The following is a 19,771-nucleotide window of genomic DNA, read 5'->3' as shown; positions in this document are numbered from 1 at the left end:
TTTATATAGGTTGTTAGTTGCATGAAAACATACAGTTATCTTATTAAAAATAAGACATTACAAAACTTGTAACTCTGTCACCTGTCACCTGTCACCTTTAAGTAATTAGCAGCAGCAATAACAGCCTGTCCTAGTGATAAACCTCCATCGTTTGCAGGTACTATGCTATGAGTGAGAACTGGTATATCTATTTTTTGTAAGCGTTTGGTTACTTGTTCTAAAAGAATACGGTTCTGAAATACTCCTCCTGTTAATGCAACTTGAGTAAATTCGTAATTTTGGGACAATTGTTTAACTATTGTGGTAATTACACTAGCCAAACTTATATGAAATTTCGCAGCTATTTCTGATGGTGAAATTTGCTGCTGTAGGTCTTTCAATATCCCCTCCCACATCGGGGCAGGGTCTATACAATAAATTTTATCTAAGTTTTCAAATTTAAAGGGATAATTTATAGTTTCTTCATCATTGTTTAATATGTTAATATTAGCTATGGCTTCCATTTCTATAGCTGCTTGTCCTTCATAGCTGCATTCTTCTCGACAAATACCTGTTGCTGCTGCTACTGCATCGAATAACCTCCCAACTGATGATGCTACAGGTGAGTTAATACCTTTCTCTATCATCTGGTTGAGTAGCTTTAATGGTTTTTGTTCAAGAAATTTAATAATTTCTAAATCACAATATTGTTGTTTTAGTTCTTCCCATTTAAATGCGCTTTGAAATTGGGAGTAGGTGTTTCGCCAAGGTTGATAAATTGCTTGTTCTCCTCCTATCATTGCCACTGGTTTAAATGTGGCTAAACGCCTACTTTCATAATAATCAGCTAGTAAAAATTCTCCTCCCCATAAGGTACTATCCTCACCATATCCTAAGCCATCAAATGCAATTCCTAAAACGGGTTTTGAGTTTAAGGGAATTTGATTTTCAGCCATGCAAGCTGCTACATGGGCGTGATGATGTTGTGTTTCATTTAATTTAATTTGGTTAACTGTGGCTAGTTCCTTTCCTAGTTTAGATGATAGATATTCTGGATGTTTATCAATAGCAATTATTTCTGGTTTATGGGCAAATAAGTTAAGATATAAATTCAAGGTTTCTTGATAAGCATTAAAAGCAGCAGCGTTTTCCAAATCTCCCAAATGTTGAGAAAGAATAGCCTCACCTTCACGCAATAAACAAAAGGTATTTTTTAACTCGCTACCCATTGCTAAAATTGGTGGTATTTTCTCAAATCCTGATGGTAAAATAATGGGTGCAGGTGCATATCCCCTAGCGCGTCTGATGGTTTGTACTTTCTCATCAATAACCCTGACAACTGAATCATCTACACGGTTAACAATATCGCGATTATGTAACAAAAAATAATCGGCTATTTTAGATAATTTATCTTTCGCTTCTTCATTATCTATACATTGGGGTTTATCAGAAATATTACCGCTAGTTAATACTATGGGATTTTTCATTCTCCTCAAAATCAAATGATGTAAGGGCGTATAAGGTAACATAAACCCCAGGGTATTTTGTCCTAGTGCAACAGGCGCAGCTACTTTTTTCTCATCTTTCACTTTTAATAAAACAATAGGTGCAGCAGGACTGGTTAATAATGATTTTTCTAAATCGTTAATATAGCAATATTCACTAATTATATTGATATCTCTTGCCATTAACGCAAAAGGTTTGTGATAACGTTGTTTGCGTTCTCGCAATTTTTTAACTGCTGTTTCTTGAGTTGCATCACAAGCTAAATGAAAACCACCTAAACCTTTAATAGCAACAATTTGACCTTTTTGTAATAAAGTACAAACAGCATCGACATCATCCAACATCGAGAACATATCAGAACTTATAACTTTACCATCAGCCCTTTCTAACCATGCACGAGGTCCACAGGTAAAACAAGCTACGGGTTGGGCATGAAAACGCCGATTTTCCACATCTTGATATTCTTTTTCACACTCTCCACACATCGGAAACTTCACCATGCTGGTGTTATTTCTATCGTAAGGAATAGCGCGAATAATACTCAACCGGGGACCACAATGAGTACAATTAGTAAATGGATAACGAAAATAACGACTAAAAGGATCAAAAATTTCCTTTTGACATTGGGGACAAGTAGCCGCATCAGCAGCGATTTCTGTTTTTACAGTATTATTAACACTGTGAGAAATTACAAAATCATCAAAATTCAACTCCCCCAAATATCGACTTCTCACCAACTCATTAATTTTCGCCAAAGGTGGACATTCTTGATATAACTTATCTACAAATTCTTGTAGCTGTTTCTCACTTCCACAAACACGAATTAAAACCCCTTCCCCATCATTACAAACATCCCCCTTTAAACCACAAACTTTCGCCAAACGATAAACTGTAGGACGAAAACCCACACCTTGCACAGTACCACGAACCCTAATTTCTTCTATTATCATCCTTCCTCCTCTGCGTTCTCTGCGTCTCTGCGTGAGATAATCAAAATTTCCAAATCAAAACCCGATTATTTCCAGAATCAGAAACTACCGCATTTTCACCACAAACTTTAATTCCATAACACCAATTTAAACTTTGTCGAGTTGGTAGTCCAAAATTACGATTTTCACTTTTACTTTTAAAACTATCTTGTCCCAGCACACCATCAGCATCTGCACCTTGTAACAATAATATAGAATCCCGTTTCTTCCATCCTAACAAACGAGAATTAGCTGTATCTGCAACTATTAACCAATTTCCCGCAGCATCTACCCCATAAGGCATACTTAAACTACTACGACTAGGGAAATATACTCCTTGATTTAATTCCACAAAATTGAAATTTTTTTGTCCTAAAACTACCGCACAAGGGGCATTATTTTCTGTTGGGATTCCATCCCAAATCATTACTCGGTTATTACCCGCATCAGTGACAACTAAATTATCATCCCAAATCGTTATATCATGACACCAACGCATACTAGAAGCAGTGGGAGAACCACCCCCATTTTCATTGCGAGATATCATGTCTGGTTGTCCCAAAACTATATCCGCAGGTTGTCCATTTTCTGTTGGTATTTGATTCCAAATTAATAAACGTCGGTTTCCCGTATCAGCTACAAATAATTTATTTTCATAACATAAAACACCATAAGGCCAATGGAAAGTATTAGCCGCAGGTTGCTGAATTCCTCTGTTATGTTCGTTATCAATAAAATTAGCTTGTCCTAATACCAAATCTGCGGGAACATTCTTATCTTCTGGGACATTATGCCAAATTAAAATGCGATGATTCCAAGCATCAGCAACGGCTAAACCATTACCACATTTACAAATACCTGTAGGGACACTAACTGTAGATTTTCCAGGTGTACCTTTGGCATTTTGTCCTTCATGAAAAAAGTCAGTTTGTCCTATTAACCAGTCAGCCGCTTGATTATCTTTTGTGGGTAAATTTCGCCATCCTAATAACCGATGATGTCCTGTGTCTGCTACCCATAATGGTCCGGTTGGTGATAATAAGCAAGCCGCACGGGGTCCAAACATTGTTGATGGAGTTGGTGCGAGAGGAATAGCTATTTGTTCGGATGTGGTAGCGTTTCCTAAGATTATTTCTGCACCGTTGGAAGATAGGGGTATTTGGTTTGATGTGTTGGGTATTAAAGACATTTTTTATCTCACGCAGAGGCGCAGAGAGAAGGATAGAGTTTTTGGGTGTTTATTTATTTAAGAATATTTGTGGGTGGAAAGATGTAGTTATAATGGCAATTTGAGTTAGCTGTGAAAATATTACTTATCTTCTAAATTTGATGAAATATCTTGCATCTCATTTGAGTAACATATTCGATATTCTCTAACTTTTCTAGAGAATTAGTTAATTTATGTTGGATTTTTATTTCTCCAGCCCAACTCACATATTCTTCATCACCACCTTCAAGGTTTTCTGCTGTCCAATTCGTGAAAAAACTCGGATAAAACTTGATATTTTGCTTCAAATTCTCTCAGTAATTTATTAGTTTTTTCTAGTGAACGTTTTAAGTTTTTTATTTCGGATTCTATAGCTGATTGAACCAAGTTTTGTACTATTTTAATGTCGGAAGAATCGGATTTAATTTGTAGTTGCAACATAAATAAAATATACCTCAGAAGTTTTGAATCCTGGAATAAAACTTTACAATTTTATTTAGTTATTTATTTTACCTCATTTTTAAATCTTTCAACAAAAATGGCATTACTGCACCTGTGACTAAGCTAGATACTGCTACTGGTAGCCATAATGGTAATTTAAATCCGGCTAGGAATAGCAATAGTAGCAAACCAATAGCTACACCAATTATGGTTTGTTGAGTAAAGTACATTGGGTCACGGAGTAGCTTACCTTGAACTAATAATTTAGCAGAGAAAAATCCGATTTTAAACATGACTATGCCTCATGAATTTGTCATTATTGTTAATAAACATAAACCTAATAGGATAGCGGGAATGGCAGCGGTAGGACCAAATAAGCCTCCTATAGTAGCAGAAAATGAATATCCAAAATCTTTACCAGCTAAGATAATTCCCCCAATAGCACCACCTAACATAGAGAAACCTGTTGCTATTAATAACAACACTAAACCTGTGAATAAATTCAGTTCTCCAGTGGTTAAACTTGTCATTAAATTATTCATTGTCTCTATTCTCCTGAATATCGTGATAATGCTGCTATTTCTGCTGTTATTTCTTGTAAGGTTTGCGCTACCATTTGCGCTTGTTCTGTCTGTTGATGTTGTTGGAAAATTTCCCAAGCTTCTTGATAATATTTTTTGGCTTGCAAAAGATTTTGATAATTCCCTGCTTCTGGGTTTTCTAAATTATCAGGTAGATTAATTAACGCATTGGCTTTATTAGCAATTGTATTCGCGTATTCTAAAGGTGTGTCTTTAGGGTTACGCACTTTTAATGATTCATCATAAGCTGTAACTGCTCGCAAATTATTCTCTACAGGATGGGTACTTTGTAAATACTGCAAAGCATTACCCAAATTATTTTGCAGCATTGCATATTCTCTAGGATGTTCAATCAAATTAATTTGCTTAAGTGCCTCTTCAAATGTTTGTACCGCTAAACCTTCACATAAAGCTTTTCTTTCTTTACTGCCAGGTATGGAAAGGTAAGCGATCGCAATATTGTTAGATAATATTGCATATTCTTGGGGATATTTTTGGCAAGTAAACACCTGCAATGCTTGATTGTAAGCCTGTATACTATCTCCTATTTTTGCTAAATTAAAAGGTACTAAAGACTGTAACACTAATCCTAAATTCATCTGTGCTTCTGCTATTTCTACAGATGAACCTAATTCTTGTAAAGTTGGTAATGCCTCTTGATAGGCTGTTTTAGATTTGATTAGCAATTCTGCACTATCATCAGGAACTGACCGCAAAGCTGTTGCCATTCCTACTTTAGCTCTCGCTTTTAATAATAGATAGTCTTGACTACAAAGTTCTTCCGCTTGTTCATATAATTTTACTGCACTCCATAAATCATCAGGCGATTTAGGCTGTTTTTGTAACCCATTTGCTAACTCAATCAGCATTTGAATTTTTTCTTCTGTGGTTGCTGACTCTGAAGCAATGGCAGCAATGGCAGCTTTGACTGTTGTATCTGTAAAGCTAGACATCATTGTTAGTCTATATATAGAGATTGACCTGCTGTTCTGTTGACCGCATTAAGTAAAATTAATAGATGTAACCAGATTATGTCTGACTAATTTAATACTTCTTGGTAAAAAAATCTAGATGCGACGATACTTTTTTGGATAAAATACATAAAACTTTATATTGTTGATTTTTTTGGGATAAAGTTATAGTTTGATGATAAATTAAAGGGTGTGACAGTATGAAAACTGTCACTTATATTTATTAAAAAACTTATATCTAAAAAATTCGTTGTTTTGCCTTTTGACCGATATTTTAATTTTTGTTAAGTAAGTGAAAATATTTAGTCAAAATATCTGATTATGCTCAGAATAAGTATTTGATAAGCAGGTGAGATTTACAACTCGGTTATCATCACCTTGGTAGTTATTTGAGTTTTATCAAAGTATTGATATCAAACCGTTGGCAGTGAAACTTACCTAGTTTTTCATCTCAATCACACAACAAAATATAGCTTATGGCTAACGTACTCTGGCTACAAGGTGGTGCTTGTTCAGGCAACACCATGTCATTTCTTAATGCCGAAGAACCAACAGTTTGTGATTTGATTAGTGATTTTGGCATTAATATTCTTTGGCATCCCTCACTAGGAATGGAACTAGGGGCAAACTTGCAAAAATTATTGCGAGATTGCATTTCTGGCCAAATTACTTTAGATATTTTGGTCTTTGAAGGTACAGTTATCAACGCCCCCAACGGTACTGGTGAATGGAACCGTTTTGCAGACAGACCAATGAAAGATTGGTTAAATGATTTATCCAAAGCGGCTAATTTTGTTGTAGCTGTGGGAGACTGTGCCACCTGGGGAGGTATTCCCGCCATGTCTCCTAACCCCAGTCAGTCCCAAGGTTTACAATTTCTCAAACGCAAAGAAGGCGGATTTTTAGGTAAAGACTTCCGCAGTAAAGCTGGTTTTCCTGTAATTAATATACCTGGATGTCCTGCCCATCCTGACTGGATAACGCAGATATTAGTCGCCATAGCCACTGGACGCATCAACGACATCACCCTAGACGAACTCCATCGTCCTGAAACATTCTTTAAAACCTTCACTCAAACAGGTTGTACCCGCAATATGCACTTTGCCTATAAAGCCAGTACCACCGAATTTGGACAGCGTAAAGGCTGCTTATTTTACGACTTGGGTTGTCGTGGACCCATGACCCATTCATCTTGTAACCGCATCCTCTGGAATCGGGTATCATCGAAAACACGCGCCGGAATGCCCTGTTTAGGTTGTACAGAACCAGAATTTCCCTTCTACAACCTCCAACCTGGAACCGTATTTAAAACCCAAACACTACTAGGCGTTCCCAAACAACTACCACCGGGTATCAACGCCAAAGACTATGCCCTACTTACTGTAGTAGCTAAAGATACAGCTCCAAAATGGACAGAAGAAGATATTTTCACAGTTTAGTCATTGGTCAAACCTAACCCCCCAGCCCCCTTCCCTATCAGGGAAGGGGGAGGAAATTGTTCCCCTCGCCTTTTAGGAGAGGGGTTAGGGGAGAGGTCAGTATATATTGCATCCACCTAACAATTTAGAACTAATCAAATATGCCAATTCAAACCTTAGATATTTCACCAGTTGGGAGAGTCGAAGGCGATTTAGATATCCGTGTGGAAATAGAAGACGGATATGTTACCAACGCCTGGACACAAGCAGAACTGTTTCGCGGCTTTGAAGTAATTTTACGAGGTAAAGACCCCCAAGCAGGCTTAATTGTTACTCCTCGTATTTGTGGTATTTGCGGTGCTTCTCACCTTTCCTGTGCATCCTGGGCATTAGATACCGCTTGGGAAACAACCGTTCCCCGCAATGCTATTTTAGCCAGAAATCTAGGTCAAATTGTTGAATCATTGCAGAGTATACCCCGGTACTTTTACGGTTTATATGCCATTGATTTGACTAATAAAAAATACCAAAACAGCAGCTTTTATGAAGAAGCTTGTCGGCGTTTTGCACCGTTCACAGGCACATCTTACGAAATGGGTGTAACAATTTCCGGCAAACCTGTAGAAATCTATGCCCTCTTAGGTGGTCAATGGCCACATTCTAGTTACATGGTCCCCGGAGGTGTGATGTGCGCCCCCACGTTAACTGATGTTACCCGCGCTTGGTCAATTCTTGAATATTTCCGCACCAATTGGATAGAACCAGTTTGGTTAGGTTGTTCAATGGAACGCTATGAACAAATCAAAACCTATGATGACTTTATGGCTTGGTTAGATGAAAGCCCAAATCATGCTAATTCAGATTTAGGTTTTTATTGGCGCATGGGGTTGGATATTGGTTTAGATAAATATGGTGCTGGTGTCGGTAAATACATAACTTGGGGATATTTACCCCATGAGGATAAATACCAAAAACCCACTATTGAAGGACGAAATGCCGCTTTAATCATGAAAAGTGGAGTGTATGATAGTTTCACGGATACTCACACCTTAATGGATCATAATTTTGCCCGTGAAAACACTATGCACTCTTGGTATGATGAAGGTTCAGAAAATGTCCATCCCTTTGACCGCACTACGAAACCCAGCTACAATAATAGTAAAGATTTTGATAACGCTTATTCCTGGGCAACTGCTGTTAGTCATACCAACTATGGAAGATTAGAAGCTGGTCCCCTAGCACGGCAAATAGTAGCTGGTGGTAAACACGGAGAATCGTGGCAACATTACGACGGCTTTATCCTGAGTATGTTTAAAGCGATGGGTGGCGCTAGTGTTCACCTGCGGCAGCTAGGAAGAATGCACGAACTCGTCAAATTATACCGTCAAGCCGAACACTGTTTACGTGAGTTCAAATTAAATGACCCCTGGTATATTAAACCCAAGGAAAAAGATGGTAGGGGTTGGGGGGCAACGGAAGCAGCGCGGGGTGCTTTATGTCACTGGGTAGAATTAGAGGGCGGTAAAATTAAGAACTATCAAGTAGTTGCCCCAACGACTTGGAATGTGGGACCTCGTGACAGTGAAGGTATTCGTGGACCCATTGAAGAAGCTTTAATTGGCATACCTATTCATGATTCTCAAGACCCTGTAGAGGTGGGTCATGTAGCTAGGTCTTTTGATTCTTGTTTAGTTTGTACTGTTCATGCCCATGATGCAAACACAGGTGAAGAGTTAGCACGTTTTCGTACTGCTTAGGTTTGAATTTAACGCAGATGTACGCAGATAAACGCGGATGAATTATTTTTAATAATCTGCGTTTTTTATTTGGGTCATAAAAACCCGTTTTGGGTTTATCCCATATTCGGTTTTAGGATGAAAGACGATAATTTTGCATTATCTATTTCTTGTTGCCAAGAATTCAGATGAATTATTTCCCATGATGAATTATCTTTAGAATCAATAGTTATATAAGCAAATAACTTTCCTTTATAAAAAGTCATGCCATTAATTTTTGCGCCATACTGTGAACGACGATAATCATTAGCAATCTTGGTATTATAGATATCTTTAACTAATTGTATTGCCTGATCAGTTTTTTGAGAAAATTTTATCTGAGGCTCTTTGCTTATTTCTATAGTTTCACTGTGAATATATGAACTTGGAGGATATAAATAACTAAAATCATCGGTTGGATATTCAGATATAAAAAACTGTAAATTTCCCTTTTTTCCGAAATAAGTTAGAGTTTCACTACTATATTCTAGAGTTGGTAATTGAGGCTTAGTTTTTACCCATTCCAAAACATTAACTATATTTTCCCCTGGTAGGGCATGAGCAGGATTGACAGCTGATGCTATTACCAAAGTAGATACAATAACTTGAATGACAAAATTAAATTTATGAATCATTTCAATTATCCATCAAAATTAAAATGTAACATGAATTTACTCAAGATTATATGCTATACCTATCTTAATTTTCCTGTCCTTATTTCTGCACTTTCACATAGATCTTATCACCCTTGACTTTCATTTCGTAAGATTGTAGAGAAACATCAGGAACAGTTAAACATTCACCTGTCTTTAAATCATACTGAAACTGATGGGATGCACAAGTAATAATCCCATTTTCTACTTTACCTTTATCTAAAGGAAACCCCAAATGAGAACAAGCATTACGATAGCAACTGATCTTATCACCTTGTCGGTGTAAAATCACGTTATGATTTTCAACTCTAGCTGCTAAAACATGATTTTCAGGAACGTCATTGTTATTCGCAACTTTCACCCAATAGGAATCTGTGGAAATAGCAGCAGGTGTAGAAGTAGAACTATGATTAACAGCAACTACATTAGTAATTTCTGGACAATGCTTTTTAATTGCTTGTTCTACTCCTTGAGTTAAGGTTAAAGTCGAACTAGCACAATTACTACAACTACCAATTAATTTAATTTCTACTGTATTTGGTGGTTTAATCGCTACTAATTCCACATCACCATCATGGCTTTGTAAACTAGGGCGAATTTCCGCTAATGCTGTTTGTATCCGTTCTGATAATGGTGGTTTGACTAAGTTGTGATATAACAAAACCGCATAAACAATTTCATCATCTACAGCATCACGCAAAGCTGATAAATTATCTTGTTTCAAACTTTTAATTAAATTAGTTAAAGCCGCTTTATGTAAAGCTTCAATTGCACTTTTTAAACCAACAGCCACACAACGCTGGCTTTCATCCCACTCAGAAATAATAGCTTCAAATCTCTGAATATCTCCAATCAAGTCATTTAAATTATCCATAAAAATCTGCGTTTTATCTGCGTTTATCTGCGGTTTATAATAATTCAATCCCTCAGATAAATCTGTAGGGATTGATAACTTTCAGGATTGTATGTATCCAGACTCATTTCATTCTAAAATCTTTAACCAGGAAAGGCATCATCACACCTGTAACTAAACTAGCTACAGTAATAGGAATACAAAGGGGAATTGATGCCTGTGCTAATAATACTAATATGAGTGTACCTATACCACTAGCAATGGTAGTTTGACGAAGAAAATATACAGGGTCACGGAAAAGGTTTCCTTTGAGAAATAATTTGAAGGTAAACCAGCCAATTTCTATCATAAATATCCTCCTAGTAGTTAGCGAATAAGTTAAGCATTAACAGACCTAAAATCATTGCAGGAATAACTCCAGCAGGGGCAAATAAACTGCCAAGAGTTGCTGCAAATTGATAGCCTATATCTTTACCTGCAAGTATCATACCGCCAATTGCACCACCAATCATAGATATAAATGTGGCGATAATTACCCAAGTTAATGCTGTGGTTAAGTTTAGTTCTGTATTCAAGCTATGCAGAAAATTTGTAAATGCTAGGTCGTTGAAAATACCAAACATGATCATTCTCCTCATACAGTTTTAATTTAAGGCAAATGCTTGTATTTCTGCTGCCAAATCTTGTAGTGCTTTGGCTACTATTTCTGCTTGTTCAATTTGTTCATGTTCTGTAAAAATTTGCCAAGCTTCTTGATAGTAGGATTTGGCTTTAAGCCGATTTTGCGGATTGCCTAATTCTGGTTTGTCAGGGTTGTCAGGTAAGTTAAAAAGTGCGTTGGCTTTGTTAGAAATTGTGTTGGCATATTCCCAAGGTGTATCTTGAGGATTACGCACTTTTAAAGCTTCGTCGTAAGCAGCAACAGCCCGCAAGTTATTATCAATTGGATGAGAACTAATTAAATATTGCAAAGCATTACCTAAATTGTTTTGCAACATTGCATATTCCCTGGGATGTTCAATTAAGTTAATATGCTTGAGTGCTACTTCAAAAGACTGTAATGCTAACCCTTGACGCAAATATTCCCGTTCTGATGGCATTGGCATCGAAAGGTATGCGATCGCTATATTATTATATAAAATCGCATATTCCTGGGGGTATTCTTGCCAAGTAAACACCCGCAAAGCCTCATGATATGCTTGGATACTATCAGTTATCCGCGCTAAATTATAGGGAACTAAAGACTGTAAAACTAACCCCAAATTCATCTGGGTTTCTGCTACTTCTTCAAGTGTAGCAAATTGCTGTAAAATTTCTAAAGCTTCCTCATAACTTTCCTTAGCTTGTACTAATAATTGAGGGTTAGAATCGGGGATTATTTGTAAAGTACCCGCCATTCCCACTTTTGACCGTGCTTTCAGTAAAGGATAATCTTCACCACACATTTCATAAGCACGATAAAACAATCCTAACCCATTTCGCAAGTCTTGGGAAGTTTTTGGCTGTTTTAGAAAACCTTGCGCCATTTCTATCAGCATTTGAATTTTTTCTTCTGCTGTTGCTGACTCGGAAGATATGGCTGCAATAGCCGCTTTCACGGCTGAATCTGTAATACTAGAAGTCATAAATTGGCCATGGGAATTGAGTCATCAACTAAGCCGATTTACGCAGTTTTCAAGTTTATACAAATTCCCCAATTTCTCATGGTTTTATCACAGATGATAAAACCAAAGCAGCCAAATTTTACGCTAGTTTCTTCATCAATAACCCAAGAAATTTATTTCCTGGTTCAAATCGGAAGACAGCGTTTTTACCTAATCCATGTTTATGGACTTGAATGGAAAGGTAAGAACATTACTATTTCCTACTATAAAACACTCGATTTATAAAAATCTAGCGTGAATTTACTAATATTAATTTTAGTGTCAACCAATTTATAACTTGAATGATGTTTTTTGTATAAGAAGTTGACAAATTATATGGCATTATAGTATAATAAGCCAATTGTCTTTATGACAAAGCAAGATATAAAAGTTACTCATATCATAGGTAAAATATGTGAATTTGACTTGGTATTACATACTTACTGCATTTTTTCTTGCCTTTTCACTTACAGCGTGATGATAAAGTTTAATAGCTGAGTAATTTTTCATCAAACACCGCAGTAAAAATAGTAAAAGTAAATTTTTGTGGAAAATAATCTCATAATATTTAAAAATAATTTAATATAAAAGATCATTAATTGATCAACCGGTGAGACTCTACAAGATTCCTCAGCAGTAGAAATTCAAAAATTGATAATGTTGCTAATTTTCCTGCGTATCTCCTCATCAACACGGGTGCAATAATCCCGTTTATCTCTCCACATCAACAACAGAAAAATCATAGCCAATGACTAATGTACTCTGGCTGCAAGGTGGTGCTTGTTCAGGCAACACCATGTCCTTCCTTAACGCCGAAGAACCTACAGCTTGTGATTTAATTGCTGACTTCGGTATTAAAATTCTTTGGCATCCTTCCCTTGGTGTCGAACTAGGTGCAAACTTACAAACCCTGCTTTGGGAATGTGTCTTAGGTAAAACTCCTCTGGATATTTTGGTATTTGAAGGTAGCGTGGTTAACGCCCCCAACGGTACAGGAGAATGGAACCGCTTCGCTGACCGCCCCATGAAAGAATGGTTAAATGACCTAGCCAAAGCCGCTAACTTTGTCGTCGCTATCGGTGACTGCGCTACCTGGGGAGGTATTCCCGCAATGTCACCCAACCCCAGCGAATCTAATGGGTTACAATTTCTCAAACGCGACAAAGGTGGTTTTTTAGGTGCAGATTTCGTCAGTAAAGCCGGCTTACCTGTAATCAATATTCCCGGATGTCCCGCCCATCCCGACTGGATAACGCAGATATTAGTCGCTATTGCTACCGGACGTATTGGCGATATTGCCCTAGACGACCTGCACCGTCCCCAAACCTTCTTTAACACCTTCACCCAAACAGGTTGTACCCGCAACATTCACTTTGCATACAAAGCCACAACCGCCGAATTTGGTCAACGCAAAGGCTGTCTATTTTACGACTTGGGTTGTCGGGGACCCATGACCCATTCTTCCTGTAACCGCATCCTCTGGAACCGCGTCTCATCGAAAACCCGCGCCGGAATGCCCTGTATCGGTTGCACAGAACCAGAATTCCCCTTCCATGACCTCAAACCGGGAACGGTATTTAAAACCCAAACCGTCATGGGCGCACCTAAAGAACTGCCTCCCGGAGTCAAGCAAAAAGATTACGCAGTCCTCACCGTTGTTGCTAAAGATGCAGCACCAAAATGGGCAGATGAAGACTTTTTCTTGGTTTAGAAATTGGGGATTGGGTGAGAAATTTCTTTACCTGTTCCCTGTTCCCTGTTCCCTGTTCCCTATTTCCTATTTCCTATTATTATGCCAATTCAAACATTAGATATTTCACCCGTTGGTAGAGTCGAGGGTGATTTAGATGTCCGTGTCGAAATTGACAATGGATATGTGACAAACGCCTGGACTCATGCTGAACTTTTTCGCGGGTTTGAAATTATTTTGCGCGGAAAAGACCCCCAAGCTGGTTTAATTGTTACCCCTAGAATTTGTGGGATTTGTGGTGGTTCGCATTTAAGTTCTGCATCTTGGGCATTAGATACGGCTTGGGGAACAGAAGTTCCTCGTAATGCAATTTTAGCGAGAAATTTAGGTCAAATTGTCGAAACAATCCAAAGTATTCCCCGCTATTTTTATGGATTGTTTGCCATTGATTTAACTAATAAAAATTATCGCCGTAGTCATTTCTATGATGAAGCTTGTCGGCGTTTTGCTGCTTTCACTGGGACATCTTATGAAATTGGTGTGACAATTTCTGCCAAACCTGTAGAAATCTATGCTTTATTAGGTGGACAATGGCCGCACAGCAGTTATATGGAAATAAATTGGGAAATTGCTTATATAGCAAGGATTTCTCAGGATAGGTGTGATTATTCCCTGGCTTTTCCTTAAATTAGACGATAAACCCACCCCAGCCATATCATAAGTCCATTTATTTTTATCTACTAACAGCTATTTGGTGTTTTCAGACGTTACCTAATTCTTCCCTACATGGCCTCACATCAACCTCAAAACCTTGTAAAATTAAAAAGTTCTCTAACTGCCAAAATCCTATGACTCGCTGGTTTAATATTGCAGGTCCTTGTGAAGACGATATCCACTATATGCTATCTCCAATAATACGATTACCAGATTTGGAGGAGCTAATTCAACAGCGTAGTTATTTTGTCCTTCATGCACCGCGACAAACGGGGAAAACAACAGCAATGTTAGCCCTAGCACAGCAACTTACTGATACAGGAAATTATGCAGCAGTCATGGTATCAGTAGAGGTAGGAAGTGCATTTAATCATGATCCCGGTGCCGCAGAATTAGCAATTTTGGGAACTTGGTATGATACTATTTCCATACGTTTACCCAAAGAATTTCAACCCCCTGTTAAACAATGGCAACAGGAAGAACCAGGAAGCAGAATTAAAACTTTTTTATCAGGTTGGGCAAAATCTTTACCCCGCCATTTAGTATTATTTATAGATGAAATTGATTCTTTGCAAGATCAAACATTAATTTCAATTTTACGTCAATTAAGAGATGGTTTTCCCAATCGTCCCGAAAATTTTCCCTCATCGGTGGGATTAATTGGTTTACGAGATGTGCGAGATTATAAAGTAGCATCCGGTGGTAGTGACAGATTAAATACATCCAGTCCTTTTAATATTAAAGTTGCTTCTATAACTATGCGAAATTTTAATATTGAAGAAGTAGGAGAATTATATCAACAACATACAGAAGCAACAGGACAAATTTTCACATCAGAAGCAGCTGCAACAGCTTTTGATTTAACCCAAGGACAACCTTGGTTAGTGAATGCTTTAGCTAAAGAAGTTGTAGAAAAAATGGTTAAAGATAGAAGTATTGCTATTACAAAAGAACATATTTTAAAAGCAAAAGAAATATTAATTGCTCGTCAAGATACTCATTTAGATAGTTTAGCTGAACGCTTACGAGAACCAAGAATCAAAGCAATTATTGAACCGATGTTAGCAGGTTTAGAATTGGGAGATATACCTAATGATGATATTCAATTTGTGATTGATTTGGGATTATGTAAAATGCACCCCTACGGAGGTTTAACTATTGCTAATCCCATTTATCGGGAAGTGTTACCCAGGGTTTTAACAGTAACACCAATGGCATCTTTACCAATGATTGCACCAACTTGGTTAACCCCAGAAGGTGAATTAAATATAGATGCGTTACTTGCAGCATTTCTCAAGTTTTGGCGACAACATGGAGAACCGTTATTAGGTAGCACTAGCTATCATGAAATTGCACCGCATATTGTATTAATGGCTTTTTTACATCGTGTTATTAATGGTGGGGGAGTTTTAGAAAGGGAATATGCAATTGGTAGTGATAGAATGGATTTATGTCTGCGTTATAAAGATGTAACTTTGGGTATTGAGTTAAAGGTATGGCGGGATAAAAAGCGCGATCCGCAAGCTGATGGTATTGAACAATTAGAATCTTATTTAGCTCGTTTGGGGTTAGATTTTGGTTGGTTATTTGTGTTTGATAGGCGTAAAAATGCCTTACCAATGGAAGAACGTTTATCAACTGAGGTGGTGGTGACGGAAAATCAACGTAGGATTACTGTGATTCGGGCGTGAGTATTATATTTTTTGTTTCGCGCAGAGGCGCAGAGTCGCAGAGAGGAGAACGCAAAGAAGGAATTTTGCAGATCGCATTTCTCAAAGATGTTTAACGGTGAAATTATTGAGTTTTTACCAGAAATACATAGTAAGATTAGATAAGTTAGCAAAAATTCACTCGCCACATCATGAATTACAGAGACTATATCACAATCGAACCCAATAAACGCGGTGGTAAGCCTTGTGTACGTGGCTTGCGAATTACAGTTTATGAGGTGCTTGAATACCTAGCTTCTGAGATGACTGAAGCGGAAATTCTTGATGATTTTCCCGACTTAACGCGAGAAGATTTAAAGGCTTGTATTGCTTATGCTGCTGATCGTGAACGTCGGCTGATGATTTCGACTTTATCAGCATGAAATTACTGTTTGATGAAAACTTATCCCCTAAATTATCCACCCGTTTGAGCGATATTTTTCCAGGCTCGCTTCATGTTCGGGATGTAGGTATGAAAGCAACAATAGACCCGATAGTTTGGAATTATGCAAAAGATAATGATTTGATGATCGTCTCGAAAGATGCTGATATGCACGATCTAAGTTTAGTGTTTGGGAATCCTCCAAAAGTCATCTGGCTTAGACTTGGAAACTGTTCTACCTTACAAGTTGAAAATTTACTGCGTCGGGAGTTCAGTACAATCAAATTATTTTATGAAGATGAAAATTCATCCTTACTTGCTCTCTCATAATCGCACTGAAAAATTGGAACTGCATTCAAGTAATAAGGTTCGTTACATTCCATTAACGCACTCTACAAGATCGGCGATCTCATTAACTCAATATTAGCGATCGCAGTTAATAGTAGTTAGGGAAGCATAATAAAATGGAAATTTAGCGATCGCACTTACCCATGAGATCGCAGTTAATCACAGTTAAAGAAGCACAAGACAATGGATTTTGAGCGATCGCAAAGCGCGACCTAGAAATCGCTTTTCTTAAAAATGTTTAACAGTGAAGTTATAAGATGCTTTACATTCCATTAACGCACTCTACAAAATCGGCGATCGCACTGAGCGTACAGTGACTTTGGAGAGTGCATAACCACATCAAAGCAATGCTCGCCTTATGCTTTGATGCGTGAAACTAACAAACCCATACCAAAAACACAACAAGCTAATGCTGATGCTGGCTCAGGAATTGCCTTACCAACATCACCTGGGGTATTAGATGCAACGATGCGTAGATTATCAAATGCAGCGTAGTTGCCACTTAAAAGATCGATACGCAAAATTACATTACCATTTGTAGATGCAGAAGCGTCAAGTGCAAGTAAAACCTCTGTCCAATCAAAAACACTGCGATCCGAAATGCTACCAGAAACTTGCTGAGATGAGAGAATCAAGCCACTGCCAGTACCTAAAGCCCCACTCGGATTATCAAACAGGGTGAATTCAAAGACTGGTAACGCTCCAGCAGTTGGTAAGAAAGGTCCACGTAGCCTATCTAGATCAATGCTAGATATATCTAATCTTACGTTGAGAAAGTCATTATCTCCAACGTTAAAGGCCAGTCCCAACAAGTCATCTTGACCTCCAGATATTGATGAACCTGCAAGCATACCCAATGCGTAGTTTCCCCCTACTCCAGTTGGATCAGAATAACCAGTTCCAAACGCATTGTTTCCTGTAATCAAGAGTGTTTCGACAGTGAAACGCTGTGAGAAGGAAAATCCGACTGGTTGGTTACCATAAAGGCTATTGACAGATTGTTGAGACACGTCGCCTCCACTAGTGTCGACAAAACCATTTGGATTCTCAAAGTCTTGATCATATAAGACAATCGTTGATGCTTTTACTGAAGAAATCATCAAAAAAAGAGAACTGATGCTGATAAATAAAGATGAACTCAATATTTTATTCACGGTGATTTACCCCACATACACTTGATGCTATTAAAACCATAGCAAGTATAGCTACCAGTTTTACAATTAATCTTTAAGTAAATGTTAAATTCCCCATTGGCATTGGTAGTAAATCGCCAAAAATTAACGAAAAATAAGGTTTAAATACCTGAATGTCATACTCACCCAATATTTGGTGTCTTCTGTCAATGCGTAACTCCTATAAATAGGACATTATTACTGTTAAGGAATTACTCGTACACAAAGACGTGAAAACCACCATAATCTATATCCACACTCTTAACCGTAGTGATAAATCTGTTCCCACTCCTCTGAATTTTTAGTTTCCAACAATTTCAACTTTTCTACCTCCAACTTTAACCTTTCATTCTCCATCCTCAACGCCAAAATTTCATTCTTCTGCAACTCAATTAACGACCTTTGACTAATTACCTCACCAAAGGCTTTTTTCCTATTTTCAATCCCAAACCATCTTTGATAGGTTTTTGTATGTTCATCAACAGTATGACCTAAATTGTCTGCTGCTGCTTTTATCGGTATTCCCTGAAGATGCGCTCGAATTGCACAAGCATGGCGTAAATCATAGGGTTGAAACTCAATTCCCACCTTTCTAAACCATCTCGATATATCTCTTCGCATCCAATTAATATTTTGTACAGAGGCAATTTTGTCAACCTTTCTTTCTAAAATATTTAATGGTTTGGGATTTTTTAAATCAAATAATTTTACCCATTCAGGAACAAAAGGAATAACTTCTCGATATCCAGTTTTGGTATTTTTATTCACTTTCCAAGTACGATCTATATTTTGGGCAGACATCCACCAATTAATATCCGGTTGTACAAATAATTCCCTTGGTCTTAATCCATAAGTCGCCAACATTCCATATACCCAACGCCACATTTCCCAAGTATCTATTTCATCACTAATGTTTGTATTTTTGCGGTTGAGGGCGAATTTTTCAAACAGGTAAAAAGCAGATATGATTTTTTCATCTTCAGGTATTTCTCGATAAGCAGGAGTGACATGATCTCGTTTAACATCGAGTTGAAATCCTAAATTAAAGGTTTTAATCAAAACAGAAGTTACTGCTATTAATTCATTTTTTTTATTACCCTGAACTGAATTAATAACTTCCTCAAAATTTTCTTTTGTAGCTAAATGGGTGAGAGTAAAATTTCTTTTAATTACAGATATATAATTAGCAAAAGTATTTTCACTGGTGATAGTTTTCTGACGGGTTTGATAATATTTTTCGTCAAATGTATCTAATAATTCCCCAATGGTTTTAATTTCTTGTTTCTCTCTCGATTTAATTCCTAAATACTTCTCATTCCATTGGAAAGTATGACGAGCAATTAATTTACCTAATTCGTAACTTTCCTCAATGGCAGTTTTTAAACCCTCTAAATTTGCGGGTATTCCTAGAGATAAATCATACTGTTTTTTTTGTTTACCTACACTACTATCCCCTGGTTTTAACGGTAGAGTAGCTCGTAATTGAAGAGAATTTCCAGTTTGTTTAATACTAACTCTTATTCTCTCCCTTTTTAAATTATTATTAGCTTCTACTAACTTCTGTTCAAAAACTGCTTGATACTGTAATTCTGTTGCTTTTATTTTCGCCATTGTTCCCCTATAGCTGCCATCTGTGGTGTTCTGCGGCTCAAAATCTGCAAACATATCTGCAAACCAGTCGCTTGAGTGTGCATTTGCATATTCCTGTGTAGATGTGGAATATGTCTCCTCGCAATTACCCTGATTTTGCTGACTCATTCC

Annotated in this window: 19 protein-coding genes and 1 pseudogene; 7 read left to right on the top strand and 13 right to left on the bottom strand. The window is 37.4% G+C overall.

All coding sequences use genetic code 11. The annotated features are described in order from the left end of the window. Positions 1 to 77: 77 nt before the first annotated feature. The 6 genes from hypF to H6G06_RS04490 all read right to left on the bottom strand — a co-directional run bounded on the left by hypF (position 78) and on the right by H6G06_RS04490 (position 5,638). A complete protein-coding gene (hypF, locus tag H6G06_RS04515; RefSeq protein ID WP_190557499.1) occupies positions 78 to 2,435 on the bottom strand; it encodes a carbamoyltransferase HypF in 2,358 nt (785 codons plus the stop codon). 40 nt (positions 2,436 to 2,475) lie between these two features. Then, a complete protein-coding gene (locus tag H6G06_RS04510) occupies positions 2,476 to 3,642 on the bottom strand; it encodes an NHL repeat-containing protein (protein WP_190557497.1) in 1,167 nt (388 codons plus the stop codon). Between the two features lie 131 nt (positions 3,643 to 3,773). Beyond that, positions 3,774 to 3,968 (bottom strand): hypothetical protein, encoded by a 195-nt coding sequence (locus tag H6G06_RS27225; RefSeq protein WP_242039595.1) that lies wholly within the window; start codon positions 3,966 to 3,968, stop codon positions 3,774 to 3,776. 201 nt (positions 3,969 to 4,169) lie between these two features. Further along, the gene (locus H6G06_RS04500) at positions 4,170 to 4,394 is read right to left on the bottom strand and encodes a hypothetical protein (protein ID WP_190557495.1); all 225 of its coding nucleotides are present in this window, start codon (positions 4,392 to 4,394) and stop codon (positions 4,170 to 4,172) included. A gap of 9 nt (positions 4,395 to 4,403) precedes the next feature. After that, positions 4,404 to 4,643 carry an asr0689 family protein gene (locus tag H6G06_RS04495; RefSeq protein ID WP_190557493.1) on the bottom strand — a complete coding sequence of 80 codons (240 nt, stop codon included), beginning with the start codon at positions 4,641 to 4,643 and terminating at the stop codon, positions 4,404 to 4,406. A gap of 5 nt (positions 4,644 to 4,648) precedes the next feature. Further along, positions 4,649 to 5,638 carry a tetratricopeptide repeat protein gene (locus H6G06_RS04490; RefSeq protein ID WP_190557491.1) on the bottom strand — a complete coding sequence of 330 codons (990 nt, stop codon included), beginning with the start codon at positions 5,636 to 5,638 and terminating at the stop codon, positions 4,649 to 4,651. A 491-nt stretch (positions 5,639 to 6,129) separates the two neighbouring features. On the opposite strand from H6G06_RS04490, the gene H6G06_RS04485 reads away from it, so the two are divergent. After that, positions 6,130 to 7,092 (top strand): hydrogenase small subunit, encoded by a 963-nt coding sequence (locus tag H6G06_RS04485; RefSeq protein WP_190557489.1) that lies wholly within the window; start codon positions 6,130 to 6,132, stop codon positions 7,090 to 7,092. A gap of 140 nt (positions 7,093 to 7,232) precedes the next feature. Then, positions 7,233 to 8,828, top strand: a complete 1,596-nt coding sequence (locus H6G06_RS04480) for a nickel-dependent hydrogenase large subunit (protein WP_190557487.1) — start codon at positions 7,233 to 7,235, stop codon at positions 8,826 to 8,828. A gap of 95 nt (positions 8,829 to 8,923) precedes the next feature. Here H6G06_RS04480 and H6G06_RS04475 read toward each other — a convergent pair whose 3' ends face one another. From H6G06_RS04475 to H6G06_RS04455, 5 genes are all read right to left on the bottom strand, one after another. After that, the gene (locus H6G06_RS04475) at positions 8,924 to 9,481 is read right to left on the bottom strand and encodes a hypothetical protein (RefSeq protein ID WP_190557485.1); all 558 of its coding nucleotides are present in this window, start codon (positions 9,479 to 9,481) and stop codon (positions 8,924 to 8,926) included. 79 nt (positions 9,482 to 9,560) lie between these two features. Beyond that, on the bottom strand, positions 9,561 to 10,373 hold the full coding sequence (locus H6G06_RS04470) for a NifU family protein (protein WP_190557483.1): 813 nt from the start codon (positions 10,371 to 10,373) through the stop codon (positions 9,561 to 9,563). Positions 10,374 to 10,476: 103 nt separating this feature from the next. Beyond that, entirely contained in the window at positions 10,477 to 10,701 is a 225-nt protein-coding gene (locus H6G06_RS04465) for a hypothetical protein (protein WP_190557481.1), read from the bottom strand. A 10-nt stretch (positions 10,702 to 10,711) separates the two neighbouring features. Continuing rightward, entirely contained in the window at positions 10,712 to 10,975 is a 264-nt protein-coding gene (locus tag H6G06_RS04460) for an asr0689 family protein (protein WP_190557479.1), read from the bottom strand. Between the two features lie 21 nt (positions 10,976 to 10,996). Next, positions 10,997 to 11,977 carry a hypothetical protein gene (locus H6G06_RS04455; RefSeq protein WP_190557477.1) on the bottom strand — a complete coding sequence of 327 codons (981 nt, stop codon included), beginning with the start codon at positions 11,975 to 11,977 and terminating at the stop codon, positions 10,997 to 10,999. 766 nt (positions 11,978 to 12,743) lie between these two features. On the opposite strand from H6G06_RS04455, the gene H6G06_RS04450 reads away from it, so the two are divergent. The 5 genes and pseudogenes from H6G06_RS04450 (at position 12,744) to H6G06_RS04430 (ending at position 16,820) form a co-directional block, all read left to right on the top strand. After that, the gene (locus H6G06_RS04450) at positions 12,744 to 13,706 is read left to right on the top strand and encodes a hydrogenase small subunit (protein ID WP_190557475.1); all 963 of its coding nucleotides are present in this window, start codon (positions 12,744 to 12,746) and stop codon (positions 13,704 to 13,706) included. An 81-nt stretch (positions 13,707 to 13,787) separates the two neighbouring features. After that, a pseudogene (locus H6G06_RS04445) lies at positions 13,788 to 14,297 on the top strand (nickel-dependent hydrogenase large subunit); the annotation flags it as partial. A 236-nt stretch (positions 14,298 to 14,533) separates the two neighbouring features. Continuing rightward, on the top strand, positions 14,534 to 16,090 hold the full coding sequence (locus tag H6G06_RS04440) for an AAA family ATPase (RefSeq protein ID WP_190557471.1): 1,557 nt from the start codon (positions 14,534 to 14,536) through the stop codon (positions 16,088 to 16,090). Between the two features lie 170 nt (positions 16,091 to 16,260). Continuing rightward, positions 16,261 to 16,491 (top strand): DUF433 domain-containing protein, encoded by a 231-nt coding sequence (locus H6G06_RS04435; protein WP_027402180.1) that lies wholly within the window; start codon positions 16,261 to 16,263, stop codon positions 16,489 to 16,491. After that, positions 16,488 to 16,820 carry a DUF5615 family PIN-like protein gene (locus tag H6G06_RS04430; RefSeq protein ID WP_190557469.1) on the top strand — a complete coding sequence of 111 codons (333 nt, stop codon included), beginning with the start codon at positions 16,488 to 16,490 and terminating at the stop codon, positions 16,818 to 16,820. The genes H6G06_RS04435 and H6G06_RS04430 overlap by 4 nt, the downstream gene beginning before the upstream one ends. Positions 16,821 to 17,194: 374 nt before the next feature. Here the strand turns inward: H6G06_RS04430 and H6G06_RS04425 are convergent, their stop codons facing one another. Then, entirely contained in the window at positions 17,195 to 17,992 is a 798-nt protein-coding gene (locus H6G06_RS04425) for a hypothetical protein (RefSeq protein WP_190557467.1), read from the bottom strand. A 279-nt stretch (positions 17,993 to 18,271) separates the two neighbouring features. Continuing rightward, positions 18,272 to 19,768, bottom strand: a complete 1,497-nt coding sequence (locus H6G06_RS04420) for a tyrosine-type recombinase/integrase (protein ID WP_190557465.1) — start codon at positions 19,766 to 19,768, stop codon at positions 18,272 to 18,274. Positions 19,769 to 19,771: the final 3 nt, after the last annotated feature.

Origin of the sequence: Anabaena sphaerica FACHB-251 (assembly GCF_014696825.1) — a bacterium.
Classification (GTDB): domain Bacteria; phylum Cyanobacteriota; class Cyanobacteriia; order Cyanobacteriales; family Nostocaceae; genus RDYJ01.
This window is presented reverse-complemented; position numbering and strand designations above follow the sequence as displayed.

Bases quoted from the DNA above. Each gene is read 5' to 3' on its own strand.
- hypF (WP_190557499.1), bottom strand. From the start codon at position 2,435: ATGATAATAGAAGAAATTAGGGTTCGTGGTACTGTGCAAGGTGTGGGT.
- H6G06_RS04510 (WP_190557497.1), bottom strand. From the start codon at position 3,642: ATGTCTTTAATACCCAACACATCAAACCAAATACCCCTATCTTCCAAC.
- H6G06_RS04450 (WP_190557475.1), top strand. From the start codon at position 12,744: ATGACTAATGTACTCTGGCTGCAAGGTGGTGCTTGTTCAGGCAACACC.
- H6G06_RS04470 (WP_190557483.1), bottom strand. From the start codon at position 10,373: ATGGATAATTTAAATGACTTGATTGGAGATATTCAGAGATTTGAAGCT.
- H6G06_RS04475 (WP_190557485.1), bottom strand. From the start codon at position 9,481: ATGATTCATAAATTTAATTTTGTCATTCAAGTTATTGTATCTACTTTG.
- H6G06_RS04465 (WP_190557481.1), bottom strand. From the start codon at position 10,701: ATGATAGAAATTGGCTGGTTTACCTTCAAATTATTTCTCAAAGGAAAC.
- H6G06_RS04490 (WP_190557491.1), bottom strand. From the start codon at position 5,638: ATGATGTCTAGCTTTACAGATACAACAGTCAAAGCTGCCATTGCTGCC.
- H6G06_RS04480 (WP_190557487.1), top strand. From the start codon at position 7,233: ATGCCAATTCAAACCTTAGATATTTCACCAGTTGGGAGAGTCGAAGGC.
- H6G06_RS04435 (WP_027402180.1), top strand. From the start codon at position 16,261: ATGAATTACAGAGACTATATCACAATCGAACCCAATAAACGCGGTGGT.
- H6G06_RS04440 (WP_190557471.1), top strand. From the start codon at position 14,534: ATGACTCGCTGGTTTAATATTGCAGGTCCTTGTGAAGACGATATCCAC.
- H6G06_RS04420 (WP_190557465.1), bottom strand. From the start codon at position 19,768: ATGAGTCAGCAAAATCAGGGTAATTGCGAGGAGACATATTCCACATCT.
- H6G06_RS04485 (WP_190557489.1), top strand. From the start codon at position 6,130: ATGGCTAACGTACTCTGGCTACAAGGTGGTGCTTGTTCAGGCAACACC.
- H6G06_RS04500 (WP_190557495.1), bottom strand. From the start codon at position 4,394: ATGTTTAAAATCGGATTTTTCTCTGCTAAATTATTAGTTCAAGGTAAG.
- H6G06_RS04430 (WP_190557469.1), top strand. From the start codon at position 16,488: ATGAAATTACTGTTTGATGAAAACTTATCCCCTAAATTATCCACCCGT.
- H6G06_RS04460 (WP_190557479.1), bottom strand. From the start codon at position 10,975: ATGTTTGGTATTTTCAACGACCTAGCATTTACAAATTTTCTGCATAGC.
- H6G06_RS04495 (WP_190557493.1), bottom strand. From the start codon at position 4,643: ATGAATAATTTAATGACAAGTTTAACCACTGGAGAACTGAATTTATTC.
- H6G06_RS04455 (WP_190557477.1), bottom strand. From the start codon at position 11,977: ATGACTTCTAGTATTACAGATTCAGCCGTGAAAGCGGCTATTGCAGCC.